Origin of the sequence: Flavobacterium fryxellicola, assembly GCF_900143245.1 — a bacterium.
In the GTDB taxonomy this organism is placed as follows: domain Bacteria; phylum Bacteroidota; class Bacteroidia; order Flavobacteriales; family Flavobacteriaceae; genus Flavobacterium; species Flavobacterium fryxellicola.
In genome coordinates this window covers 505,367-530,452 of sequence record NZ_FRDK01000002.1, presented here as the reverse complement: position 1 = coordinate 530,452, position 25,086 = coordinate 505,367, and the positions used below count along the sequence as shown (strand labels likewise).

Below are 25,086 nucleotides of genomic sequence, written 5' to 3'. Positions count from 1 at the left end.
AATAGGAAATACGTTCCTTGCAAGTGTTTTGTGTTAATTTAGTTTATTTTGTTGATAACTTAATTTTTTTGTTCATAAATCAACGATTATTTCTGGTTAAAGTCAAAAAAACCCCGTTTTTGTTGACTTTAATAGGCTTTTGCATTAACTGAAAATGAAAGCCCATTTAGTAATTCTGGAGTACTCATTTTCTTTTTGCCTGGAAACTGTAGCTGAAGTATTTGGATAAATCCGTTTTTTACCGCAACCTTCATTTCTTTTTTGGTACAAATTAAACTCCCAATGGCGTAATTGTGTTCCTCAGTACTAATTCTGGCGTCGTATATTTTAACATTCCATTCTTCATTTTTATCTGAAAAAAAGCACCATGCCGAAGGATAAGGACTTAAACCTCGTATCAAATTGTTTATTTCCAAAGCTGATTTTGTCCAGTCGATTTTGCAATTCTCCTTGTCGAGTTTGTACGCTGTTTTTATACTAGCGTTGTCTTTCTGGACCATCGTGGTTACATTTCCTTTTTCGATCATTTCAAGGGTTTCAACGACGGTTTTACTTCCCAAGTCCATTAATCGATCGTGTAGTTGACCTGCGTTTTCGTTTGCAGCAATGGGTATTTCCGAACTTAAAATCATTGCGCCAGTATCAATTTTATCATCAATAAAAAAGGTGGTGACGCCCGTTTTAATTTCGCCGTTTATTATAGCCCAATTTATAGGGGCGGCACCACGATAATTAGGTAGGAGTGAGGCATGAAGGTTAAAAGTACCTAAAGACGGCATTTCCCATACTACTTTTGGTAACATTCTAAAGGCGACTACAATTTGCAGGTTAGCATTTAATGCTTTTAGTTCAGCAAGAAAAGTCTCCTCTTTTAAACTGATAGGCTGCAATAATGTAAGGTTGTTAGCCAATGCGTATTCTTTTACAGCGGAATATTTTAATTTTTGTCCCCGACCAGCTGGTTTGTCCGCAGCGGTAATAACCCCAACAACGTCATAGTTATTTTGGATAATTGTGTCCAGAATTCCAACGGCAAATTCAGGTGTTCCCATAAAAATAATTCGTAATTTTTCCATTATGATCTTAAGGTGTATTTGTTATTTGGCTTAACCAAAATAGTATTGTTTTCTAATAAATTCTGAAGCACAAAGATAACTTCGTCTGGACTGTTTTTAGTCTTGTTTTGAATAGCTCTTGAATTTAAATCTTCGGCTTGCAGTAACGTAATAATTTCTTTAGAAAGTAGCGTAGTATCTTTTTTCTTAATTTTCTTGGTGATGCAAAATGAACAAATACCGCAATCAACCGTTGTTTTTTCACCAAAATAGTCTAGAATTAACTTGTTTTTACAAGCTCCTTTCTCATTTACGTAATGAATGACGGATTGTAGTTGCTCTTTTTTTAACTGGTTTTGATTCTCTAAATGTTTAGCAACCCTGTTTATCGTGCGGTCATCTTCTCGTACTTCATTGAAAATTAAGGTTGCATCATTGTTTTTAGAATGATAGTCTATAATTTCTTTTTCTTTTAATTTATGTAAAACGGCTTGTATTTCAGATTCCTTATGGTTTGATTTTTTGGCAATCAATTGTAAATTGAACGCAGTTTGCATTTCATAAATTCCCGGATAAGTGCGCAAAACAGCCAGAATGATTTCTTCATCGTTCGGGTTTAAACTTATATACCGAATCACTTCTTTGGAAGAAATAAGGAATTGTAAGGTAATTTTTTCTGAAAACTCTTGGGACAAGTTAATAATTCCTTGTCTATCCAAAAATTGCAGTGCATTGTAGGTTTTCAAAGTGGGGAATTCATATTTTAAACAAAAATGGTGCAAGTTGAAGGTAAACTGCTCATCAATGCCTTCTCCATAAGCGATTTGAAAATAGTTATTCAGCTTGAGGTACATTAGATTCAAAAACTTTTTATCTGGAAGGATATTCATAAATTGATTTTCGGCCTGAATACTATCAGACGGACTGGTCAATAATAGTGCAAACGCTCTTTCTCCATTTCTTCCTGCGCGTCCCGCTTCCTGATAATAGTTTTCTATGTTTTCTGGCAGTTGGATGTGAATAACGGTTTTTACATTGGCTTTGTCAATTCCCATTCCAAAAGCATTGGTAGCCACAATCACTTGTACTTTTTCCTGCATCCAGGACTGCATGTTTTTGTCTTTTTCTTTGGATGAAAGTCCTCCGTGATAATAGGTGGCGCTGAATCCTAATGCTTGTAATTGTGACGAAATTTCAAGGCATGATTTTCGGTTTCGCACATAGATTATTGAGGGTTGTGGATTTTTCTTTAGGATTTGTTCTATTCTAAATAGTTTGTCTTCTACTTCAAAAACCATATAAGCAATATTTTCCCTTGCAAATGATTTCTCGAAAATAAGCGGTTCCTGCAATCCTAACTCCTTAATGATGTCTTCTTTGACTCTGGGTGTTGCAGTGGCGGTAAGCGCTAAAAAAGGAGTTTTTGGAAAATGTTTTTTTAATGCTGAAATTTTTAAATAAGCGGGTCGAAAATCATGTCCCCACTGTGATACGCAATGCGCTTCATCGATAGTTATTAAATTTATGGGAAGATTTTTTATTCTTTCCAATATCCAATCCGATTGTAATCGTTCTGGTGATAAATAGAGAAATTTATAATTTCCAAATTGACAATTGTCCAGTAAATCTATCATTTCTTCGGATCGAATGCCGCCGGTCAATGCTATAGCTTTGATGTTTCGCTTTTGCAAATTAGCAACTTGATCTTTCATTAACGCTACCAAAGGCGAGATTACCAAACAAATGCCCTCGTTCATTAAAGCCGGAATTTGAAAACAAACTGATTTACCGCCGCCGGTAGGCATCAATGCAAAAGTATCGTGACCGCTCAAAACGGAGTTGATGATTTCGTTTTGAAGCGACCTGAATTTGTCGTGTTTCCAATATTTTTGAAGAATTGCTACTGCTTCTTGCATAGATTACCCGTTTCAGTCCATTAAAACATCCTCAATCGTAAATTCTAAACATGTGAGTTATCTAGAAATTTCATCTAAGATAAAAAGAATTCGGTTATCCATCGTATCTTTTGGCACTTCTATAAGATTGTAGCCGTAATTTTGATACGTTTCCGTTAGATGATTGTAGATAAGTTTGGCTTGTTCAAAGTTTTCATAACGTTCATCGTCGCTGATATAAATTTCTTCCCATGGCGGAAGAATGAAAATTTTTGAATAGGTATGTTCACGACAGGCTATATCAAAAGTGGCTGGATAGCTGTCGCCAATATAATGCATGTACGCTAAAACATCTGGAATCCCACGGTCGATGAATACAATTTCATGAGGCTCTTTGGTAGCATTATAAAATTGTTTCTTTCGTCCCTCAAGCAGTAATTCGCTGAATAACAAAGGTTTTTCAAGAAAAAGTTGTTCGATTCCTTGTTTTTTTGCTTCCAAAGTAACTTCCCGAGAAATTTCAGGGTAACAGCAATGTCCCTTAGCGACCAATCCGCCGATGATAGTTGTTTTACCTGTTCCGGGACCGCCAATAATAACTATGATTTCTTTTTGCACTTTTAAAAAATAAGGGGCAAATTTACTTAAACTTATTGGGATTTGAAAAAATCATTGCTTTTAAAATGCGTTTCGGTAAAAAATCATAATTCAAAATTCATAATGTACGTTTGAAACAGTATATTTGCCTTTATTTTTAAATAGAAAATGGACAAGAAGACCGAAGAATTTTATGATAGATTGAAAGTAGAGTTGGATATGAGTAATACATGGCCAGCAGAATACTTATTTAAATTTATTGTACCAACAGAAAGTGATAATGTAGAACGTGTTGAGTTGGCTTTTGATTGCATGGGTTCGGTTATAAAAACTACAAAATCCAAGACAGGGAAGTTTACCAGCATATCTGTAGATGTCACCGTGAAAAATTCACAAGAAATAGTAGATAAATACCTAGAAGTTTCTACAATAAAAGGAATTATTTCCCTTTAGATACATACTAAAATAGTTGAGGAACTATGTTCGAATACTACTAATTTTCGAAAAAAAACATACGAATCAAAACAGATACATTCGAATATGAATTCAAAATATATTAAAGAAAACTCGAACGATGTGGTGCATCATTTGGAATACAATGCAGAGCGATCGCATTTAATCATTCCAGAATATGGCCGCCATTTGCAGAAATTGATTGATCAAGCCACTCAAATTGAAGATAGTGTTGAACGCAACAAAGCGGCAAAATACATTATTCAGGTTATGGGTAGTTTGAATCCTCATTTGCGTGATGTTCTTGATTTTCAGCACAAATTGTGGGATCAACTTTTTATTATGTCTGATTTTAAATTGGATGCTGATTCTCCATATCCAATTCCTTCCCGCGAGGTGTTGCAATTAAAACCGGATGTCCTGAAATACCCGCAGAATTTTCCCAAATACAGGTACTACGGCAACAACATTAAATACATGATTGATGTAGCCAATAAATGGGAGGATGGTGAGATGAAAAGCGCTTTAGTGAAAGTAATCGCTAATCACATGAAAAAGTCCTATTTGAGTTGGAACAAAGACACTGTAAAAGATGATGTTATTTTTGAACATTTATATGAATTGTCCGATGGCAAGTTGAATTTGATTCAAAGCACCGAAGAATTATTAAATACCACTGATTTGTTACGCACCAATAAACGGGTTTCTAATAAAATCTTGCCGGTAGGACAACCCAAAATTCTTAGTAATAAGAATACAAAAACGGGAAAACCAAATCCAGTGCACAAAAACCAAAACAGAAAACCTTTGTAAAACAGTTATTGGTCATAAGTTATTTGTTCTTTAAGTAGCAACTCACAACCCATGCCCGATAATCCATAACCTAAAAAAAATGGGAATTTTTAAAATAGAAGGCGGCATTAGTCTTAAAGGAGAAATCACGCCACAAGGAGCCAAAAATGAAGCGTTACAAATTTTATGTGCCGTTCTTTTAACTCCTGAAAAAGTGATTATCAATAATATTCCGGATATTATTGACATCAATAAACTAATTACGCTTTTAGGAAATTTAGGAGTTAAAATCCAAAAAAACGGATCTGGCTCGTATACTTTTCAAGCAGACGAAGTGAATATACAGTACCTGGAAACAGAGGCATTCAAGAAAGAAGGCGGGTCATTACGAGGCTCTATTATGATTGTTGGACCACTTTTAGCACGATTTGGTAAAGGATACATTCCAAAACCAGGTGGAGATAAAATAGGACGCAGACGATTAGATACCCATTTTGAAGGATTCATAAATCTTGGTGCCAAATTTCGTTACAATAGGGAAGATCATTTTTATGGGGTAGAAGCGCCTAAAGGATTAAAAGGTGCTGCTATGTTACTGGATGAAGCATCTGTGACCGGCACCGCTAATATTGTTATGGCTGCTGTTTTGGCCAAAGGAAAAACAACGGTTTACAACGCTGCTTGTGAGCCTTACCTGCAGCAACTATGCAAGATGTTGAATTCTATGGGGGCTAAAATAACAGGTGTAGGATCTAACTTATTGACTATTGAAGGAGTTGAAAGTTTAGGTGGTTGCGAGCATAAAATTCTTCCTGATATGATCGAAATAGGAAGTTGGATTGGTCTGGCTGCTATGACTAAATCTGAGATTACGATAAAGGATGTGAGCTGGGATAACCTTGGATTAATCCCAAATACATTTAGAAAATTAGGAATCACATTAGAACGCAGAGGAGATGATATTTTCATTCCTGCTCACGTAGATGGTTATGAAGTAAAAACTGATATTGATGGTTCTATATTAACAATTGCTGATGCGCCTTGGCCTGGATTTACACCAGATTTATTGAGTATTGTTCTCGTAGTGGCCACGCAAGCAAAAGGGGATATTTTAATCCATCAAAAAATGTTTGAAAGTAGGTTGTTTTTTGTTGATAAACTGATTGACATGGGAGCAAAAATCATGCTTTGTGATCCACATCGTGCCGTTGTTATGGGACATGATTTTAAATCACAATTAAAAGCAACAACCATGTCGTCGCCAGATATTCGTGCGGGAATCTCTTTATTGATTGCGGCACTTTCTGCTAAAGGAACGAGTATCATTCAAAATATTGAGCAAATCGATAGAGGGTACGAGCGAATAGATGAACGATTGAGAGCTATTGGAGCTAATATTGTACGCGCATAATCAACTAAATCATAAAAAATTTCGTTTAAGTAGACCATAAAGGATTTGAATTTCAAAATCCAAGTGGTTTATTTAAACGATTTTAGTTTTAAATCCTTCTTAAACAAAGCGCATGTCAAGCGAACAAACAGCAATAAAGGCAACTTATTTTAGTATCATTGGAAACACTTTCTTGGCCATTGTCAAAGGGTTGGCCGGTTTTTTTGGAAATTCTTATGCCTTGATTGCTGACGCAATTGAATCTACTACTGATATTTTTGCTTCTTTTTTAGTGTTGTTTGGAATTAAATATTCCAATAGGCCGGCAGATAAAAATCATCCGTACGGACACGGTCGGGCTGAGCCGTTAATTACCTTTTTGGTAGTCGGTTTTTTAATCACTTCAGCTATGATTATTGCTTATGAAAGTATTGTCAATATAGGAACACCACATCAATTGCCAAAACCATGGACTTTACTTGTTCTTGGCGCCATTATTATTTGGAAAGAATATTCTTTTAGGGTAGTGATGAAAAGAAGTATAGAAACTAACAGTTCGTCGCTACGAGCGGATGCGTGGCACCATCGCAGTGATGCTATAACTTCTATTGCGGCATTTCTTGGGATTTCAATTGCTTTAATTTTAGGTAACGGGTATGAATCAGCTGATGATTGGGCAGCACTTTTTGCTTCGGGATTCATCTTATACAACAGTTATCAAATATTCCGACCCGCTTTAGGCGAGATTATGGACGAACATTTATACGATGATTTAATAGCTCAGATTAGAGTTGTTTCCCTGCAAGTAGATGGAATTTTGGATACTGAAAAATGTTTTATTAGAAAAGCAGGAATGCAATATCATGTCGATTTGCATGCGACGGTTGATTCAAATATTACCGTAAAACAAGGGCACGATTTGGCTCACAAACTTAAAGATACTTTACAAGAAGAAATCCCAGAACTCGGACATGTGTTGATTCACGTGGAGCCAAACGACTAAAATTAGACCGTATACTAAAATATTCAGATTAACTCTTTGTGTTGAGGAAGAACTATAATTTAGTTACACTATCGATTTCATAGCAGATACGCAATAAAAAAAGGAGTAGATTTTTAAATCTGCTCCTTTTTTTGAATCCTTTTTTATTTTAAGATACACAGTATTCCCTAATTCTCTTTTTTTATTAAATGCTGTAGCTACCTCATAATTCATGCTCTTCATCTAGCTTTTTTGTAGATGTTCAGTGAGCCAGTTACTCCAATATATTTAAAAATTTAAGGCCAAAAACTACACCATCCCCTTGAAAACCATTTTGATAGGAACGAACATAATCGACGCGGAGCATTTTGAATTTACCAAAACCTAAATTGTCCAAGCCAACAGTGACTTCCGTATAGGGTTTGGTATTTGGAGTAGACAATGCATGAGCGCCTAATATTAAAGTCGATTTTAGTTTATTTAACAATGGTATTTTATTCAGAATATACCCTTTGTCGTTGTACTCGCCATGTGCTTCAAAATAACTGTCATTTGTGCTGTTAGAATAATAAGGCAGCAAGTTGAATACATTCAAATAGCGTTCGGTTTGTCCAATATGGGTTTGATTCCCATTGAAATGTTTATAATCGATAAAAGCTATATTATCTGCATTCATAAACTTTCCGGCTTTTAAATTCAAGCCTAAAACGCCCTTGTTTCCCATCGTCAAATCATAGGTTAATCGGGTGTTGAAGTGGTCAAATTCGTATTTTTTATCATTGGATGCAAATGCTTTTTCATATCCGAGGTAAAGTGTCGGATATTTTTCATTTCTAATGTTAAATTTTTCGTCTGGACGGGAGGAATACTTGTTTCCAAAATTTACTTTTGCAAGTAAATTGGCTTTGGTTACATGATGTTTTTCAAATGCTGGAGTGGTAAAATCATTCGGGGCCAAAGGATTATTGGAAGAATATAAATCATTTTTGTTAAAATAAGAAAAATCAGTGTTGTTAGATAATGGTTTGCGCTGCTGGTATTCTACCTTTCCTCCAAGATTTACTCCATTGGCAATATCTTGATTGTATCCTATTGCTAGCGATTCCAAATTATACAACTTCATAAAATTATTCTTGAATGCCAAGGAACTTATAGTGTTTATAACTTTACTAATGGGTTCATTCGGATTGAATTGTTTCACGGAGCTTCCTCCAATTAAATAGAAAGTTGCATAATTCATTTTATTAAAACGATGGATGAATTGACCAGTTACACGCAAGCGATCTTCAGCAAAGCCATAATTGAGTTTGGTGCTGATAGAAGTGTATTTGCCTTTTTCCTCTTGGTTTTTCCAATTCGTATAGCGGAATCCAGAATCAAAATTATACCCTTGTACGGTATTAAAACTTAGTGAACCTAGGTTTAATAAACCTTCATAACTGAGACTGTATTTTTCTTTACTGTTCTTATAGGTGTAACCGCTGAGTACCTTCATTGGTTTAAACTTGTTGTCTTTTCTATCAATAGAGTCTAAATATTTTTCAGAATTCCGCACTTTGTAAATACTATCTTTCCTAACGTAATCCGTACTTTCTTCGAGCGTTAGCGGAATGGGTCTGTTCGCGTTCCAGAAAAGGCTGTCTTTTTTATTGGCCGCTATTTCGATACGGGTAATTTCATTGGTAAATGTTTTGGCGGCAAAGGCAGTTATAAATTCATAATTACTATACACATAATTGTATTTCCCATTAAATTTTATACCAAAAGCACCAGCTGTAATTTCGAGGCTTTGAGTATTTTTAGCCCAAATTTTATTGCTATTGTTGTAGCTAAAGTTTTGTTTTAAAGTCATCACATCAACAAATTCTTCCTTCATTCGATAGCCTTTGATGTCTAAATCTACTGCGTAAATTGCCCATGAATCTTCTACAATATATAGGTATCCTTCAAAAACAGGTTCGCTATCCCGTTTTGCAGTTACTTTTATTTTGTTTATCATATTTTTATTCTCGTCAATAAAAGTACTTTCTAACCTATAATTATAGTAGTTGAAAGCGTTATTTGCTATTGGCGAAATCATTTGAACACCAAAATCAATGGTGTTTTCGTAGAAGTCATAGAAGGAAGATCGAGCCGTATTGTAACTGTATCCATTGTCCCTACCACTTACTTTAGAAGCAGTAACTACTTCTTTTAAATTGTTGGGTTTCTCAAAAGATATTTTCGAAAAGGTTTCAGATAAAGAGATGATCCCTGTTCCTGTAGAGTCCAAAGAACCATTCAAATCACCAATTTTTTGTCCTAATATTTTTTTAGGTGCATTTTTCAGTTTAAAAATACCTCTGGAATAAAAGTCGGCATTAAACCGATTTGTTTTTTCCGTATTTTGTTTTCTGCTAGCAATAGCATTTTTTATAATTGCCAAAGCTGGATTGTTTTTCTTGTTGATGATCACTTCGTTCAATGAAAAACTTTCTTCGATCATTTTAATGTTAATGGAATAAGGTAATTTGTTGGTCTCTATCGCTATTTTTTGAGTTTTAAAGCCTAGAAATTGAAAGACAACCGTTTGTTTATCTTTAGTCTTCACATTAAATTCAAAGTTTCCTTGTTCATTAGAAGTTGTTCCATTGTAGGTGTCCTCCTGGAAAATAGTGACAAAAGGCAAAGGATTGCCTTTCTCATCAGAAACGGTTCCCTTTATTTGCGCTGTACAAGCAAAGGAACTTAAGAACAGTAAAAGTAAGTAGTGTTTTTTCATGAAAGTTTTTTCTCTCACAAAAATAGAAGAAGTTTGAAAACAAGGTATTAATTATATGTTAAACATTTATAAAATAGTTTATTACTACTTGAAAGTTATACAAAAGACTGCACAGCCAACTCATAGCTTTTTAATCCAAAGCCTAGAATAACACCTTTAGCATTTCCCGATATATAGGATTGATGTCTAAAACTTTCCCGAGAAAACGTATTCGAAATGTGAACTTCCACAACGGGAGTTGTAATTGCTTTCACAGCATCACCTATTCCTACTGAAGTATGTGTGTAAGCTCCGGCATTTAAGATAATTCCGTCAAAAGAAAAACCAAATTCCTGAATTTTATCAATTAATTCACCTTCAATATTACTTTGGAAATAAGTAAATTCAATTGTCGGAAATTGTATTTGCAAAGTGGTAAAATATTCTTCAAAAGTTTGATTTCCATAAACCTCAGGTTCGCGTTTGCCCAGTAGATTGAGGTTGGGTCCGTTGATGATACTAATTTTCATAAAACTTGTTTTGGTAAAAATAAAAAAACCGTTCCAATTTATAGAACGGTTTTGATAAATTTAATTGTATTACTTTAAAATTTAAATCCAGCTGAAATTTGAAGTACGGAGTTTTTAACCTCTGCTTCTCTTGAAGCTTCTGTTAATCCTAACACGTAACGACCTTGTATGAAAAATCTTTTAGTTAAATTTAAACTCAAACCTCCAGCTACTCCAAACTCAAAAGTTTCTGCATTTTTTACGTCAAATTGATTTCTTTCGCTCAATAAAAAAGATGCTTGTGGGCCAAGATCCAAACTAACAGTTTTGTTTAGATTAAATTTGGCTAAAACAGGAATCGATAAGTAACCCAATTCATTTTCGAATTCTTCAACCGCATTTTTGTAAGTAGCTCCCTGAGTTGAATACAGTAATTCAGGTTGTATCGAGAAACCATCTGTTAATTTAAGTTCAGCCACTAAACCCGCATGATAGCTGGTTATCGCGTCCGTATTGTAATTGTCACTGTTTACGGTGATATTACTGCCATTTTGGTTTGCGTAGTTTAAACCACCTTTAAATCCAAATCGTACTAACTGTGCTTGCACATCTACGGATCCGGCAAGAAGCACTACTGCTACTAGAATTATTTTTTTCATAATTTTTTTTATTGATTATTATTAATTGAAATGGGACTCTTACTTAAAACTGTTTTGTTTATTAATTATTGTGAACCATTTCAAATATCCAAAAGTCAAAAATTGGTCCAAAACTTTGCTGAATTGTTCTTCGTTGTCTGTTTTTAATGCATTTTGATGCGAATATACGCTTTTATGTGGTCTAATGGTGTAATTAATAGCGTGTTATATTTTACGCAGCTATTCTTAATTTAATTTTTTTATTTAATATTAATTTTTAAAGAATCACTTATGAATGTAGTATTTGTATTTTTTGTGGTACTGTAAATTTTAATTTTATCAAATAAAAAATGTTAACAACTTGTAATGGTAGGAAGTGTATTACTATAAAATTAGTATAATTTTATAGTCCTATTAATTAAAAATTTAAAAAATGAAAAAAGTTATTTTATCAGTATGTATTGGTTTGTTTTGTCTAAGCGGAAACGCACAAAATGAAGGTGGTTTTAGAGTTGGCTTAGATTTAGGTGCTGTGCCAACAAACGGCGGTGGAGGAATTTTGCTATCATTGGAGCCAAAATACAATATTAAAGATAATATGAATGTTGGTTTACGTATAGGAGTAGCTGCGATTGTTCGCGATATAAATGATTCGGGTGCCACTACTAGTGCAAAAGTGGCTGCTAATGGTTCGTATGTTGCTACTTATGATTATTATTTCAACAGCGCAGGAAAATCTTTTGTTCCTTATTTAGGTGCTGGTGCGGGTTATTACAGTATTGCAAATGTAGAGTTGGATGATACGGATAGTAATAATGATTTTACCGTAGATGCAACCGGTAAAATGGGAGGATTAGTTCGTGGTGGTTTTGAGTGGGGAAAGTTTAGAATGGGATTAGAATATAATTTAGTGCCAGAATCTACTTTACAAGATGTAAATGGTAATGATAGAGGTACTGTAGCAAATTCCTATGTTGGGATTCATCTAGGATTTTATGTAGGTGGCGGTAAATGGGGAAAATAGTTTTTCAAGTTTAAATTGTTTAAAAACCACTCTTAGCAGTGGTTTTTTTTAGCTCAAAAAGAGTTACTTTGTAGCCATGAATTGGAGTACATACATTAATAGTTATCAAGCCTATTTAAAAATTGAACGGGGTTTGTCAAAGAATACCATCGTAAATTATACGTTTGATGTAGATCGTTTGCTTCTCTTTTTGGATGAAAATGGAATTGTAATTTCGCCAGTTACCATAGGCGAGGAAATGGTGCAACAATTTATTTATAGCATTTCAAAGGAAGTTAATCCACGTTCACAAGCTAGAATTATTTCAGGATTAAAAAGTTTTTTCAGTTATTTAATTTTTGAAGAGTATCGAAAGGATAATCCTTTAGAACGTATTGAAGCGCCTAAAACAGGTCGGAAACTGCCTGATGTTTTAGCCGTAGATGAAATCGACAGACTTATAGAAGCAATTGATTTGACCACAAATGAAGGGGAACGAAACCGCGCCATACTCGAAACTCTTTATGGTTGTGGCTTAAGAGTATCTGAACTGGTTGCATTAAAAATATCCGATTTATTTTTTGAAGAAGGTTTTATTAAAATCACAGGAAAGGGGAACAAACAACGTTTTGTTCCTAGTAGTGAAATCACCCAAAACTACATTCAAATATATCGCGAAACCATTAGAAACCATGTTGGGATCCAAAAAGGATTTGAAGATACGTTGTTTTTAAATCGACGCGGGAGGCAGTTGACCAGAGCTATGATTTTTACCATTATTAAAAATTTAGCGGTAAAAATAGATTTAAATAAAACAATCAGTCCGCATACTTTGCGGCATTCTTTTGCAACACATCTTCTAGAAAATGGTGCTGATTTGCGCTCTATTCAGTTAATGTTAGGCCACGAATCGATAACAACAACAGAGATTTATGTACATCTTGATCGAAAGTTTTTGACGGAAGTACTGCATTCATTTCATCCTAGAAAGAATTTTTGATCAGGTACAAAAGTAAAGACAGAAAATGCTACCGTTGATAGCAATGATAAGACAAAAAAAAAGACCTAATGAATCGAAATTCAATAGGTCTTTTTTTTATTTCTCCTTTGGAAAGGCGAGGCTATTACTTTGCAATATTCACAGCTCTTGTCTCGCGGATAACGGTTACTTTAACTTGACCTGGATAAGTCATTTCGGTTTGGATTTTTTGTGATATATCAAACGATAAGCTAGCAGCGTTTTCATCCGAAACTTTTTCACTTTCTACGATGACACGAAGCTCTCTACCGGCTTGAATTGCGTACGCATTTTTCACACCGCTAAATCCGTAAGCTACTTCTTCAAGATCTTTCAAACGTTGAATGTAAGAATCCAATACTTGTCTTCTTGCTCCTGGTCTTGCTCCTGAAATGGCATCACAAACCTGAATGATTGGCGATAATAATGATTTCATTTCAATTTCATCGTGATGCGCTCCAATGGCGTTACAAACCTCTTCTTTTTCACCGTATTTCTCCGCCCATTGCATTCCTAATAAGGCATGTGGTAAATCACTTTCAGCATCGGGTACTTTACCTATATCGTGTAATAAACCAGCACGTTTGGCTAGTTTTACATTTAAGCCTAGTTCAGCTGCCATTATTCCGCAAAGTTTAGAAACTTCACGAGAGTGTTGCAATAAATTCTGACCATAAGAAGAACGGTATTTCATGCGTCCTACCACTTTAATCAATTCAGGGTGTAAACCGTGAATTCCTAAATCAATAACGGTACGTTTTCCCACTTCGATAATTTCATCGTCAATTTGTTTAGCAGTTTTAGCAACTACTTCCTCGATACGGGCTGGATGAATTCTTCCATCGGTCACTAATTTATGCAATGCCAAACGTGCAATTTCTCTACGTACAGGATCAAAACAAGAAAGTATAATGGCTTCCGGTGTGTCATCTACAATGATTTCTACGCCAGTTGCGGCCTCTAGTGCACGTATGTTTCTACCTTCACGGCCAATGATTCTACCTTTTACATCATCAGATTCTATGTTGAACACAGAAACGCAGTTTTCTACTGCTTCTTCGGTGCCCACTCTTTGGATTGTGTTTATGATTATTTTTTTAGCCTCTTGTTGTGCGGTCAGTTTTGCCTCTTCAATGGTATCTTGGATGTGAGACATCGCTTTTGTTTTAGCTTCTGCTTTAAGTCCTTCTACTAATTGATTCTTCGCTTCTTCAGCGGATAATCCAGAGATTACTTCTAATTGTTGCAATTGACTTTTATGCAATTTTTCAACTTCAGCTTGTTTTTTGTCTAGATTCTCAATTTTAGAAGTGTATTCTGTAGTTTTAGATTCAAAATCATCATTAACTTTTTTAGCTTTTGATAATTCATTTGAGATTTGAGATTCTTTGTCACGAACTCTTTTTTCTATTTCAGCAACCTTTTTATCACGTGATAAAATAACTTGTTCATGTTCTGATTTTAATTCAATAAATTTCTCTTTTGCTTGAAGAATTTTATCTTTCTTTATGTTTTCGGCTTCGAGATTTGCATCTTTCAAAATCGAAGCAGCTTCTTTTTTAGAATTTTTAATTAAGTTGGAAATGTTGCTTTTTTCTATCAATTTGGCGATACCAAAACCCGCTGCAATCCCTATAATTCCTGTAATAATAATCGTTAATATGTTGTCCATGTTTGTTAAAATTTATATATAAAAAAGCCTACATTAGAGTGATTGAATAAACTCGAAAAGACAAGTTTTGAGCTAACTCACTGTTCAAGTTTCCTCGCCGAAGCGTGGCATGCTTTAGTAGTGATGATTTGCTCATTCTAAATTGTTAGTGTTGAGTTTACCAAATAAGAACTAATGTAGGCAGTATCTTAGTTTTTGTAAAGAACGTTTATTTGTCGAGATATTGATCTAAAACCGCGTTGATTTTTTTAATTCTTTCAATGGTCGCTTCTCCATCAATGGTATTGTCAATTTGTTTTTGTTCTGTTTGTGAGGCAAATTGCAAGGCACACATGGCCAATACATCTTGTTTGTCTCGAACCGCATAATTTTCTTCAAATTGCTTTATCATCTTATCAATTTTTTTTGAAGCACTTCTTAGCCCTTCTTCCTGAGAGAGATCTACCGTTAAGGGGTAAACCCGGTCTGCTATTGATATTTTAATTTTAAGCTTTTCGTCCATATCTTTTATTAATCGGATAGCTGTGCTATACAGTAATCAATTTCGCGAATTAATGAATTTATTTTAAGCTTCGTATCTCTTTTATCTTCGTCACTGCCTAGTAATGTATTTGCTACTTTGAGTGCTTCATACTGCGTTTTTAGCGCTTCAATCTCTTTTGATTGAGTTTGTATTATGGATGCAGTTTTTGTTAATTCGTCTTTCAAATCCTGATTGTTTTTCTCTAAACCTTTCATTTTCACAAAAAGTTTTTCGACTTTATTTTCAAGAGTATCAATAATTTCTGCAATTGCACTCATTATCTATTCTATTCATTACATAATCATACAAAGTTAGTATTCCTTTTTAATTTTGCAATATTTTATTATTTTTTTTGCATTAAATTAATTAAATCCCAGCGTCACAAATGGTTATGAAGTCATTTTCTATGGAAGTTTTAAATACTTTTTTTTACCTTAGCAAAAATGTAAACCATGAGATTTTCGATATTTTTTTTATTTTTCAGTTCTGCTATTTTGGCACAAGTTGACTATCCAAAAGATTATTTCAGACCGCCGTTGGATATTCCAATGCAATTGTCTGGTAATTTTGGAGAGTTGAGACCCAATCATTTTCATGCTGGATTTGATTTAAGAACGCAGCAAAAAGAAGGATTGAAAGTATTTGCAGTTGCGGATGGTTATGTATCAAGGATTAAGATTTCTACCTTTGGTAATGGAAAAACTATTTACATTAATCATCCTAATGGGTATACATCCGTTTATGGTCATTTAAAAGTAGCAAATGGTGAAATAGAAAGCTTTATTAAGAAAACCCACTATAAAGAGCAATCATTTGAAATTGAAATGTTTTTTAAGCCCGATGAAATGGTGGTAAAAAAGGGCGATGTCATTGCCTTTTCTGGAAACACAGGCTCTTCTGAGGGGCCGCATTTGCATTTTGAATTTCGAGATTCTAAAACAGAATTTGTTATTAATCCAATGCTTTTTGGTTATAATAAATTTTTAAGAGATACTAAAAAACCAACTGTTTCCGGTGTTTATGTGTATCCCCTAGATTCAAAAACTACAGTGAACCGTTCTAAACGGCCTTTGTTGTTGAATGTTTCCTTGCAAAAAGACGGGACCTACTTGGCTGATAAAGTGGTAGCAAATGGTGCCATCGGTTTTGGTATTTCTGCTTATGATAGTGATGATGTCTCCTTTAATAATAATGGGGTGTATAAAGTACAGTCCTTTTATAATGGGAAACCAAACTTTGGATTTGAGTTCAATACCTATTCATTTGACGAAATGCGCTACATCAATGCGCTAATTGACTATTCGAAATACAAGAAAATGCAACAACGGGTTCTGAAACTTTTTATGAAAGCTCCTTCTAACTTAAGTATTATCCATGCTGATGAAAATAAAGGGGTTTTGCAAATCGCTCCTAATTTGGCGTCTCTTTACCGAGTAGAAGTGTCGGATTATTTTGGCAACCTAAAAACAATTTCTATTCCAATTCAATATGATCTATTGCCTACCGTTATTAGTCCAGAGCCAATACAATCTAATTATTTAGTCAAAGCAAATAAAGACAGTAATTTTTCTCTGGAGAATATGTCTGTTTTCTTTCCTGCAGGAACTTTTTACGAAGATTTTGCAATGAATTTTGATGTAAAAAATGACACGCTTTTTTTACATGATGATACTGTTCCGGCGCACTCTAATTTTACAATTTCAATTGAAGACACAAAATCTTCGGAAGCGCTAAGAGAGAAAACGTTCATTGGTAGAATCGAAGGAAATAAAATAAATTACAATCCAACGTATCGCAAAGACGGTCTTTTTACAACGAAGGTTAAAATCTTGGGAAAATATGCTTTGATTGTCGATACGACAGCACCAAAAATAAGTATTGCAACACCAATTGAAGGAAAATGGATCAGTGATCAAAAAACAATTCAGCTCGCTATTAATGATGCAGGTTCTGGTATAAAATCGTATAACGGCTATTTAAATGGTAAGTGGGTATTATTTGAATATGATCATAAAACCAAGAAATTAACGCATTTTTTTAGCGATGGAATAGCGTCTGATGGTGGTAATGATTTAAAAGTGGTTGTGGTTGATAATGTAGGAAATTCAACTACCTTTGAAACTCGTTTTTTTAGAAGTCAAAAATAATAAAAATCAAACCCTTTGAACGCGAATAAATTAGTTTTTGTATTGTTTTTTTTCTTATTTGGCCTCAGTCTTTCTGCCCAAACGGCTCGGATTAAGGGAGTTATTTTAGACAAAAACAATCAGCCGGTAGAAAACGTAAATGTCTCCTATTCCAGTATCGGCACACAGTCGAATAAAAACGGATTTTACGATCTAAAAGTTCCTGCAAACCAAAATGTAACGGTTGTTTTTACGCATGTTTCTTTGAAGAAAATTACGATTACTTTTTTTTTGGATGCTAATGAAGAAAAAGAGTTCAACCCCGTGATGAGTGACCAAAATGAACAAATGGGGGAAGTTATCGTTACGGCAAATACTAGAAAGTTGGTTCAAGGGATCACTACGATTGAACCGGAGATGCTTCGAAAAATTCCGGGTGCTAATGCTGGAATTGAAAATATTTTAAAAACCTTGCCAGGAGTAAACTCCAATAATGAATTGAGTACACAGTATGCGGTGCGCGGTGGAAATTATGACGAAAATTTGGTCTATGTTAATGAAATCGAAGTGTATCGTCCGTTCTTGATCCGTTCAGGACAACAAGAAGGCTTAAGTTTTACCAATACCGATTTAGTTCAAAATGTTGCTTTTTCCGCAGGTGGTTTTCAAGCTAAGTTTGGCGATAAATTATCTTCGGCATTAGATATTACCTACAGAAAACCGATTCAATTTGGCGCAAGCGTTGAAGCAAGTTTTCTTGGCGGAAGCCTTTCGGTTGATGCGGTTTCCAAAGATAAAAAATGGTCAGCTGTTACGGGAGTTCGATACCGAAACAACAGCCTTTTAGTGAAAAGCCAAGAGACTCAGACGAATTTTACGCCTTCATTTGCAGATGTTCAAACCAACATCAATTATCAAGCCTCGGCTAAATGGCAATGGAGTTTTCTGGGGAATATTTCTCAAAATAAATACCAATATCAGCCCCTAACGAGACAGACTAAATTTGGAACTATAGACAATCCTATGGCGCTGACTGTTTTTTATGAAGGTCAAGAAAAGGATAAATACGACACTTATTTTGGAGCTTTAAAAACAACATTCAACGTCTCAGATAATTTTACCTTGAAGTTTATAGGGTCTGTTTTTCATACCGTAGAGCAAGAATATTTTGATATTTTTGCGCAATACCGTCTTGGTGAAGTGGATGCCAGTATTATTGGTTCTGAAACTTTTGGTGAAGTTGCTTTTACCAGGGGAATTGGGTCTCAGCTGAGTCATGCTCGTAATGATTTGGACGCCTTAATAGTAAATACGGAGATTAAAGGATTTCACGATTGGAAAGAAAGCCAATTGGAGTGGGGAATAAAATACACACGAGAATCCATTCGGGATCGAATAATAGAGTGGGAGGTGATTGATTCAGCGGGTTTTTCATTAAATCCGCCAATTATAGATTTGCCAAAAAATAAGCAGCCGTATTCGCCTTATACCGGACCACTTGTTCCCTATCAAAATATCCGAGCGACTAATTTTAATTCTATCAATAGATTCTCAGGTTATGGTCAGTGGAGTTTGAAATCGAATATTGGGACTAGTGAAGTCTGGTATAATGCTGGCGTCAGAATGCACAATTGGGAAGTTTTAGGGTCAACTATTGTCGGGAAATCGCAAACGACTTTCAGCCCCAGAGTGCAATTTGCCATAAAGCCGGATTGGGAGAAAGATATGGTCTTTAGACTTTCAGGAGGATTATACCACCAGCCACCATTTTACAGAGAATTGAGAAACGCTGATGGAATTGTACAACCGGATACTAAAGCGCAGCAATCGGTTCATGTTGTTTTTGGGAACGACTATAGTTTCAAAATGTGGAATCGCCCTTTTAAACTCGTTTCAGAGCTGTATTATAAAACGCTAACAAATGTAAATACGTATACAATTGACAATGTTCGGATTCGATACGCTGCAAATAACAACGCAACAGCTTATGCCCAAGGAGTAGATGTTCGCTTGAACGGAGAATTTGTTCCAGGAACAGAATCGTGGTTTAGTTTTGGTTATTTGAAAACAGAAGAAAATAGTAATGAAAAAGGATTTATCGCACGACCTACGGATCAAAGATTAAAATTTGGCCTTTTGTTCCAAGACTATATGCCAAATATTCCCAGTATAAAATTATATTTGAATTTAGTTTACAATACGGGATTGCCCGGAGGTTCTCCATCGTATGCCGATCCATATTTATACCAAAACCGATTGAATGATTACCGCCGTGTGGATGTTGGTTTTTCTAAAGTTTTTATAGATAATACCACTACAAAAAAACAATCGGGTTGGTTGAAAGATTTTAGAGAGTTGGCAATAGGCTTAGAAATTTTTAATCTTTTTGACAATCAAAATGCGATTACCAATACTTGGGTTCGGGATGTATATTCGAAAAATCAATATGCAATTCCTAATTACATGACCACCAGAGTTTTTAATGTAAAATTGACAGCGAAATTGTAAACGGGAATACTAGCGAAAGTAGGGTCCAATTTTAATTAGTTAAATCAAGCACCGAATGGCGTTACCATTTTTAAAAATGATTACATTTGAATTTTAATAGTACAACAACATGAAAAAAATACATATCACAATAATAGGAATTGCAATTTTACTTTTAACAAGTTGTAAAGAGGAAGTTGAAAAACCAAAAGTTACGTATGATGGCACAAATAGAGCAAAAGAATTAAGCAAAGCTGATTCTACCCAAATACAAATTGCCGATTTGCCGCTTCAAATGGAGGGTACGGATTACCTGCTTCATCCTATTGCAGACTTAAGTATTCGGGAACGAGGAGTAAAGTCCAGATATGGTTCTTCTAGTGTGAATGATTTGAGTTTCACTATATCAAACTACGGCGAATATGAAATCACCGGTTTTTTACAGAATATAAAATTTCAAAAGGTAGATTCAGATTCTATTAGAAAATTGACCGAAAGACCTGTTTTGATTCAAACAGCAACCTATTTGAAGTCGGTTGCGGATAAGACCAATAACCAAATTATGGTGTACACCATGGTTGATATGGATACGAATAAGGATGGGAAATTAGACACAAGCGATATTAAAGCATTGTATTTAAGCGATATTAGCGGTGATCGATTCACTAAGATGTCCTCTGATTTTCAAGAATTAATCGATTGGAAATTGATTGGTTCTAAAAACCGATTGTATTTTAGAACTGTTGAGGATACTAATAAAAATGGTGAATTTGATAAAAATGATGTCGTTAACTATTACTACATCGATTTGTCAAATAAAGAATGGAAAATAATTGGTTACGAGCCGGTTTAGAAACGCTTATTTTAAATCAAAATATCACTTTCTAGGTCTGATTTTTCAATAGTGAAATCAAAACCTAATTGTTTGACTAATTGAATGACAAGGTTTTTATACCAGTTTTCTGATTTGGGATGAATGTATATTTTTTCGATTAATACATTGATGTCTACATTGATTTTGAGTCCTTCATTAATTTTAATTTCGCTTTCACCAATATCAGTAAGGATGCGTACTTCACCTTCATATTGAAAACTTTTCCGCTTGAATAAAAAGGGAAAAAATAAATCATCAAACGGAATGTGCTCTTTTTTGTAATCAATGTAATTTACTTGGCCAATATATTGATTGAAATTTACTTCCGGAGCTAAGGCTTCCTGCAAACGTCCAATCGTAGATTGAATGGCTAAACCTTCACTGTTTTGTGTGAATATTTGCCACATGGCAAAGGATTCATATTCATTAATATGCCAGCTGCTGACAGCTACTTTTTCCCGGTGTGTTTTATAATAGTTTAAAAAGTCAGGTTTGTCAACTGCAAGTTTTTTTATCTCCTCAAAAGTAGGTTCGCTAAAGGTCCCTTCATATTGATCTTCAAATTTATCTGATCGTGACATAAACAGCTTTTCAGACATTAATAAATCAAGAAACTTAGATAAGTCAAGGTATTTCCAAACAACGGTGTTTGGATTTTCAGGGAGTTTTATAGTGGGATTTTTGATGTACATTTTTTTGATTTTAACTTTAAAAAATAATACTACTTCCTAAATCTCATTGCTACTCAAAAGACTGCAGCGTGACTAATTTATTGTACACACCATTTAAAGCGATTAGTTCTTCGTGGTTTCCTTGCTCTACGATTTTACCTTTTTGCATTACAACAATAACATCCGCTTTTTGAATTGTAGATAAACGGTGTGCAATCACAATCGAGGTTCTGTTTTGCATCATGTTTTCTAAGGCAATTTGAACAAATTTTTCGCTTTCGGTATCTAGTGCTGATGTCGCTTCATCCAAAATCATAATGGGAGGATTTTTCAAAACTGCACGCGCAATAGACAAACGTTGTTTCTGACCACCAGAAAGCTTGTTTCCGCTATCGCCAATATTAGTATGAATTCCTTTTGGTAAGTCTTTTACAAATTCATAAGCATTGGCAATTTTCAATGCCTCAATAATTTGATCATCCGTAGCGTCTAATTTTCCTAATGAAATATTTGCTTTTATAGTGTCATTAAATAAAATACTATCTTGTGTAACCAATCCCATTAATCCACGAAGTGACTGCAAGTCTAGATCTTGTATATTCGTTCCGTCAATAGCTATTGTTCCTTCATTGACATCATAAAAACGAGTCAATAAATTAGCAATCGTACTTTTTCCACTTCCGGATTGTCCCACAAGTGCAACCGTTTGTCCTTTTTTAACTTGAAGTGAAAAGTTTTTTAGCACATTTTCGTCTTCGTATTTAAAGTTGATGTTTTTAATGGTGATGTCCGACTCAAACGTATTTTTTTGAATGGCATTTTCCTTCGAGGTGATTTCGTTCTCCACTTCTAAAACTTCAAAAACACGTTCTGCTGCTGCTAAACCATTTTTCACAGCATAAGAAGCTTTAGAGATCGCTTTGGCGGGAGTAAGAATATTAAAAGCCAAGGTTAAGTATACAATAAAAGCAGATCCCTCTAGTGTTTTGTCTATTAAAACTAAACTACCACCATAAAAAAGTAGCATAGCAATTGTTGTTATACCTAGAAATTCGCTCAGTGGTGTAGCTAAATTATTTTTACTTCCTATACTGTTTGTTAAATTCAATAAGCGTGTAACCGAATCATTGAATCTGCTTTTGAAATTAGGTTCGGCATTATAACTCTTGATTACTTTTAATCCTCCTAATGTTTCATCGACAATTGAAATCAAGAATCCACTTTCTTTTTGAGCTTCTAGAGATTTAGCTCTAAGATTTTTAGCTAATTTCGAAATTATCCAGCCAGAAAGTGGTAGGAAAATCAGAACAAATAAGGTCAATTTTACGCTCAGGATAAACATGGTAACTAATGCGAAAATAATGGTTAGCGGCTCTTTTACAACTAGCTCTAAAATAGAGAAAAAGGAGTTTTGTACTTCATTGACATCACCCAGCATGCGCGCCATAATATCCCCTTTTCTTTTCTCCGAATAATAAGAAATGGGTAATTCTATAATCTTATCATACATTGACTTTCGCAAATCCCGTAACACACCATTCTTAAGGTGCATAATGTGATGTGAGGCTAAATAGTTGAATAAGTTTTTGAATAAAAAGGTCGTTATTACCATTGAAACTACAAATAATAAGGCTACTTGTATGCTGTTGCCTTGAGTCAATGTAGAAATTTGATAATACATATAATCAGTACCATATTGTTTAATGTTACCTATTCCTGTATATATTGGTCTTATAAGTACGGCTTTTGTTTTGCCAAAAAGCACTTCTAGCACAGGAAGTAGTGTTAGCATCGAAATGGTGCTAAATAAAGCGTACAAAATATTATAAATCACATTCCAAATGATGTGCGATTTATAAGGTTTTGTATAAGGAATTAGTTTTAATAAGCTTTTGTCCATTAGTTCAATTGCATTGCAAGAATAATATTTTTAATTTTTTCATTCAAAATCGCTTCTACTTCATCAAAATCTTCAACAGACTCCAATTCGGTATTGACACTGATGTAGAATTTTATTTTTGGCTCCGTTCCACTAGGTCTAGCACATATTTTTGAGCCGTCTTCGGTGTAATAAATCAATACATTCGATTTTGGAATGACCATTGTTGATTCGGTTCCATCCAACAAGTTTTTAGCGATTGAAGATTGGTAATCTTCCAGCATAATGACGCGTTGCCCGTTGATTTCTTTCAATGGATTTTCTCTCATGTCAATCATCATCTGATTGATTTCTTGTAAACCTTCCATTCCTTTTTTAGTCAATGAAACCAAATGTTCTTTGTAAAATCCGTTATCTACATATAATTTAAGGAGTTCTTTATAAACCGTACTTCCTTTTGCTTTGGCTTGAGCCGCTAATTCGCAAATCAATAAAGTAGCCGCAACAGCATCCTTATCACGTACGGCATCACCAACCATGTATCCAAAACTTTCTTCGCCACCACCAATGAATTCTAGTTCGGGAAAGTCTTTGATCATCTTGGCAATCCATTTAAAACCGGTCAATCCCACTTTGCATTCCACATCGTAGTTTGTTGCCAGTTCCATCATCATCGGGGTCGAGACTATGGTAGAACCTACAAATTGTTTTCCGTTAATTTTGCCCGCTTTTTTCCATTGTTCCAGTAAAAAGGCAGTCATCAAAATCATAGTTTGATTTCCGTTCAACAAAGTCATTTGTCCTTCGTTATTTCTAACCGCAACTCCTAAACGATCACAATCAGGATCTGTCCCAATAACTATATCCGAATTGGTTTTGTCTGCCAAGGCCAAAGCTATTGTCAACGCCTCTGGCTCTTCAGGATTTGGAGATTTAACGGTCGGGAAGTCCCCATTGGGCACTCGTTGTTCTTCCACAATGTTCACGTTAGGATATCCTGCAAGTGAAAAAGTATCAGGCACTAATTTTATAGAAGTACCATGCAAAGAGGTAAAAACAATATTCAGGTTCTTTTTGGCTTCAGCCGAAGTACCAAAACTCGCATTCTCAATTGTAGATTTGATAAAAGCTTCATCAATTTCTGTATCAATGTAATGAATCAAATTTTCATTTGCACTAAATTTAATCTGATTGTAATTTAAATTTTCAATAACATTGATGATTCCTTCGTCTTCTGGCGGTACGATTTGTCCACCATCTTGCCAGTATACTTTGTATCCGTTATATTCAGGTGGATTGTGTGATGCCGTAAGAACAATGCCGCACTGACAACCCAAATGTTTCACAGCGAAGGACAATTCTGGAGTAGGTCTCATCTCCGAAAATAAATATACTTCAACACCATTAGCAGTAAAAACATCCGCTACCAATTTGGCCAAAGTATCGCTATTATGACGACAATCATAAGCAATAACGGCTTTTAAAGGTTGGTTAGGAAAGGCAATGTGCATATAATCTGAAAGTCCTTGCGTGCTTTTTCCAAGTGTATATTTGTTGATGCGGTTGTTTCCCACGCCCATAATACCGCGCATTCCGCCGGTTCCAAATTCAAGATTTTTATAAAAACTTTCTTCCAGTTCTGCAGGAGAAGTTGTCATCAATTCCTTGATCGCTTCCTGTGTAGCGGTATCAAATGTTGGTGTTAACCACTCATTTACTGCATCTAAAATGTTTTGTTTGATTTCCATGCTTTATTTTTTTAGTTTCTAAATTCGGAGTTTA

General features: G+C 34.8%; 21 protein-coding genes. 9 read left to right on the top strand and 12 right to left on the bottom strand.

Translation table 11 applies throughout. The features are described from left to right. Positions 1–128: 128 nt before the first annotated feature. Genes fmt through BUA03_RS06080 form a run of 3 tightly spaced genes read right to left on the bottom strand, consistent with a single transcriptional unit; the run spans position 129 to position 3,568 of the window. Positions 129–1,076 carry a methionyl-tRNA formyltransferase gene (fmt, locus tag BUA03_RS06090; RefSeq protein WP_066077718.1) on the bottom strand — a complete coding sequence of 316 codons (948 nt, stop codon included), beginning with the start codon at positions 1,074–1,076 and terminating at the stop codon, positions 129–131. Continuing rightward, the gene (locus BUA03_RS06085; RefSeq protein WP_066077720.1) at positions 1,076–2,971 is read right to left on the bottom strand and encodes a RecQ family ATP-dependent DNA helicase; all 1,896 of its coding nucleotides are present in this window, start codon (positions 2,969–2,971) and stop codon (positions 1,076–1,078) included. Before BUA03_RS06085 ends, fmt begins: the two co-directional genes overlap by 1 nt. Before the next feature lie 57 nt (positions 2,972–3,028). Next, the gene (locus BUA03_RS06080; protein ID WP_066077721.1) at positions 3,029–3,568 is read right to left on the bottom strand and encodes an AAA family ATPase; all 540 of its coding nucleotides are present in this window, start codon (positions 3,566–3,568) and stop codon (positions 3,029–3,031) included. Between the two features lie 147 nt (positions 3,569–3,715). On the opposite strand from BUA03_RS06080, the gene BUA03_RS06075 reads away from it, so the two are divergent. From BUA03_RS06075 to BUA03_RS06060, 4 genes are all read left to right on the top strand, one after another. Continuing rightward, the gene (locus BUA03_RS06075; RefSeq protein WP_066077723.1) at positions 3,716–4,000 is read left to right on the top strand and encodes a DUF493 family protein; all 285 of its coding nucleotides are present in this window, start codon (positions 3,716–3,718) and stop codon (positions 3,998–4,000) included. A gap of 87 nt (positions 4,001–4,087) precedes the next feature. Next, the gene (locus BUA03_RS06070) at positions 4,088–4,813 is read left to right on the top strand and encodes a DUF4290 domain-containing protein (RefSeq protein ID WP_066077725.1); all 726 of its coding nucleotides are present in this window, start codon (positions 4,088–4,090) and stop codon (positions 4,811–4,813) included. 79 nt (positions 4,814–4,892) lie between these two features. Then, positions 4,893–6,203 carry a UDP-N-acetylglucosamine 1-carboxyvinyltransferase gene (murA, locus tag BUA03_RS06065; RefSeq protein WP_066077728.1) on the top strand — a complete coding sequence of 437 codons (1,311 nt, stop codon included), beginning with the start codon at positions 4,893–4,895 and terminating at the stop codon, positions 6,201–6,203. 112 nt (positions 6,204–6,315) lie between these two features. After that, positions 6,316–7,185 carry a cation diffusion facilitator family transporter gene (locus BUA03_RS06060; RefSeq protein ID WP_066077729.1) on the top strand — a complete coding sequence of 290 codons (870 nt, stop codon included), beginning with the start codon at positions 6,316–6,318 and terminating at the stop codon, positions 7,183–7,185. A 253-nt stretch (positions 7,186–7,438) separates the two neighbouring features. Here the strand turns inward: BUA03_RS06060 and BUA03_RS06055 are convergent, their stop codons facing one another. The 3 genes from BUA03_RS06055 to BUA03_RS06045 form a co-directional block, all read right to left on the bottom strand. Beyond that, the gene (locus tag BUA03_RS06055; RefSeq protein WP_066077732.1) at positions 7,439–9,925 is read right to left on the bottom strand and encodes a DUF5686 and carboxypeptidase regulatory-like domain-containing protein; all 2,487 of its coding nucleotides are present in this window, start codon (positions 9,923–9,925) and stop codon (positions 7,439–7,441) included. A gap of 95 nt (positions 9,926–10,020) precedes the next feature. Continuing rightward, positions 10,021–10,434: a type II 3-dehydroquinate dehydratase gene (gene aroQ / locus BUA03_RS06050; protein WP_066077733.1), complete on the bottom strand. Its 414-nt coding sequence runs from the start codon at positions 10,432–10,434 to the stop codon at positions 10,021–10,023. 74 nt (positions 10,435–10,508) lie between these two features. After that, complete coding sequence (locus BUA03_RS06045) at positions 10,509–11,072, bottom strand: porin family protein (RefSeq protein ID WP_066077735.1); 564 nt, start codon at positions 11,070–11,072, stop codon at positions 10,509–10,511. 412 nt (positions 11,073–11,484) lie between these two features. Between BUA03_RS06045 and BUA03_RS06040 the strand changes: the two genes are divergently transcribed. Together BUA03_RS06040 and BUA03_RS06035 are read left to right on the top strand one after the other, a co-directional pair. Then, a complete protein-coding gene (locus BUA03_RS06040; protein ID WP_066077737.1) occupies positions 11,485–12,075 on the top strand; it encodes a porin family protein in 591 nt (196 codons plus the stop codon). A 76-nt stretch (positions 12,076–12,151) separates the two neighbouring features. Then, on the top strand, positions 12,152–13,054 hold the full coding sequence (locus tag BUA03_RS06035) for a site-specific tyrosine recombinase (protein ID WP_066077739.1): 903 nt from the start codon (positions 12,152–12,154) through the stop codon (positions 13,052–13,054). Positions 13,055–13,178: 124 nt separating this feature from the next. On the opposite strand, the gene rny is transcribed toward BUA03_RS06035, so the two are convergent. The 3 genes from rny to BUA03_RS06020 form a co-directional block, all read right to left on the bottom strand. Continuing rightward, entirely contained in the window at positions 13,179–14,744 is a 1,566-nt protein-coding gene (gene rny, locus BUA03_RS06030) for a ribonuclease Y (protein ID WP_066077741.1), read from the bottom strand. A 208-nt stretch (positions 14,745–14,952) separates the two neighbouring features. Then, positions 14,953–15,246, bottom strand: coding sequence for a cell division protein ZapA (locus BUA03_RS06025; RefSeq protein WP_066077743.1), 294 nt, complete (start codon positions 15,244–15,246; stop codon positions 14,953–14,955). 8 nt (positions 15,247–15,254) lie between these two features. Then, entirely contained in the window at positions 15,255–15,545 is a 291-nt protein-coding gene (locus BUA03_RS06020) for a hypothetical protein (protein WP_066077745.1), read from the bottom strand. 174 nt (positions 15,546–15,719) lie between these two features. On the opposite strand from BUA03_RS06020, the gene BUA03_RS06015 reads away from it, so the two are divergent. From BUA03_RS06015 to BUA03_RS06005, 3 genes are all read left to right on the top strand, one after another. Further along, entirely contained in the window at positions 15,720–17,414 is a 1,695-nt protein-coding gene (locus BUA03_RS06015; protein ID WP_066077747.1) for a M23 family metallopeptidase, read from the top strand. Positions 17,415–17,429: 15 nt separating this feature from the next. Next, positions 17,430–19,901 (top strand): TonB-dependent receptor, encoded by a 2,472-nt coding sequence (locus tag BUA03_RS06010; RefSeq protein WP_066077748.1) that lies wholly within the window; start codon positions 17,430–17,432, stop codon positions 19,899–19,901. Between the two features lie 109 nt (positions 19,902–20,010). Further along, entirely contained in the window at positions 20,011–20,733 is a 723-nt protein-coding gene (locus tag BUA03_RS06005; protein WP_066077750.1) for a hypothetical protein, read from the top strand. An 11-nt stretch (positions 20,734–20,744) separates the two neighbouring features. On the opposite strand, the gene BUA03_RS06000 is transcribed toward BUA03_RS06005, so the two are convergent. The 3 genes from BUA03_RS06000 to BUA03_RS05990 are packed head-to-tail and all read right to left on the bottom strand — an operon-like array spanning position 20,745 to position 25,052. Next, positions 20,745–21,446 carry a hypothetical protein gene (locus BUA03_RS06000; RefSeq protein WP_066077752.1) on the bottom strand — a complete coding sequence of 234 codons (702 nt, stop codon included), beginning with the start codon at positions 21,444–21,446 and terminating at the stop codon, positions 20,745–20,747. Positions 21,447–21,495: 49 nt separating this feature from the next. After that, positions 21,496–23,325, bottom strand: a complete 1,830-nt coding sequence (locus tag BUA03_RS05995) for an ABC transporter ATP-binding protein (RefSeq protein ID WP_066077753.1) — start codon at positions 23,323–23,325, stop codon at positions 21,496–21,498. Next, positions 23,325–25,052: a phospho-sugar mutase gene (locus tag BUA03_RS05990; protein WP_066077754.1), complete on the bottom strand. Its 1,728-nt coding sequence runs from the start codon at positions 25,050–25,052 to the stop codon at positions 23,325–23,327. Before BUA03_RS05990 ends, BUA03_RS05995 begins: the two co-directional genes overlap by 1 nt. Positions 25,053–25,086: the final 34 nt, after the last annotated feature.

Excerpts from the sequence above, each read along its gene's own strand:
- BUA03_RS06045 (WP_066077735.1), bottom strand. The coding sequence starts at position 11,072 with ATGAAAAAAATAATTCTAGTAGCAGTAGTGCTTCTTGCCGGATCCGTA.
- BUA03_RS05990 (WP_066077754.1), bottom strand. The coding sequence starts at position 25,052 with ATGGAAATCAAACAAAACATTTTAGATGCAGTAAATGAGTGGTTAACA.
- BUA03_RS06075 (WP_066077723.1), top strand. The coding sequence starts at position 3,716 with ATGGACAAGAAGACCGAAGAATTTTATGATAGATTGAAAGTAGAGTTG.
- fmt (WP_066077718.1), bottom strand. The coding sequence starts at position 1,076 with ATGGAAAAATTACGAATTATTTTTATGGGAACACCTGAATTTGCCGTT.
- aroQ (WP_066077733.1), bottom strand. The coding sequence starts at position 10,434 with ATGAAAATTAGTATCATCAACGGACCCAACCTCAATCTACTGGGCAAA.
- murA (WP_066077728.1), top strand. The coding sequence starts at position 4,893 with ATGGGAATTTTTAAAATAGAAGGCGGCATTAGTCTTAAAGGAGAAATC.
- BUA03_RS06020 (WP_066077745.1), bottom strand. The coding sequence starts at position 15,545 with ATGAGTGCAATTGCAGAAATTATTGATACTCTTGAAAATAAAGTCGAA.
- rny (WP_066077741.1), bottom strand. The coding sequence starts at position 14,744 with ATGGACAACATATTAACGATTATTATTACAGGAATTATAGGGATTGCA.
- BUA03_RS05995 (WP_066077753.1), bottom strand. The coding sequence starts at position 23,325 with ATGGACAAAAGCTTATTAAAACTAATTCCTTATACAAAACCTTATAAA.
- BUA03_RS06055 (WP_066077732.1), bottom strand. The coding sequence starts at position 9,925 with ATGAAAAAACACTACTTACTTTTACTGTTCTTAAGTTCCTTTGCTTGT.
- BUA03_RS06035 (WP_066077739.1), top strand. The coding sequence starts at position 12,152 with ATGAATTGGAGTACATACATTAATAGTTATCAAGCCTATTTAAAAATT.
- BUA03_RS06040 (WP_066077737.1), top strand. The coding sequence starts at position 11,485 with ATGAAAAAAGTTATTTTATCAGTATGTATTGGTTTGTTTTGTCTAAGC.
- BUA03_RS06060 (WP_066077729.1), top strand. The coding sequence starts at position 6,316 with ATGTCAAGCGAACAAACAGCAATAAAGGCAACTTATTTTAGTATCATT.
- BUA03_RS06000 (WP_066077752.1), bottom strand. The coding sequence starts at position 21,446 with ATGTACATCAAAAATCCCACTATAAAACTCCCTGAAAATCCAAACACC.
- BUA03_RS06025 (WP_066077743.1), bottom strand. The coding sequence starts at position 15,246 with ATGGACGAAAAGCTTAAAATTAAAATATCAATAGCAGACCGGGTTTAC.
- BUA03_RS06085 (WP_066077720.1), bottom strand. The coding sequence starts at position 2,971 with ATGCAAGAAGCAGTAGCAATTCTTCAAAAATATTGGAAACACGACAAA.
- BUA03_RS06015 (WP_066077747.1), top strand. The coding sequence starts at position 15,720 with ATGAGATTTTCGATATTTTTTTTATTTTTCAGTTCTGCTATTTTGGCA.
- BUA03_RS06005 (WP_066077750.1), top strand. The coding sequence starts at position 20,011 with ATGAAAAAAATACATATCACAATAATAGGAATTGCAATTTTACTTTTA.
- BUA03_RS06070 (WP_066077725.1), top strand. The coding sequence starts at position 4,088 with ATGAATTCAAAATATATTAAAGAAAACTCGAACGATGTGGTGCATCAT.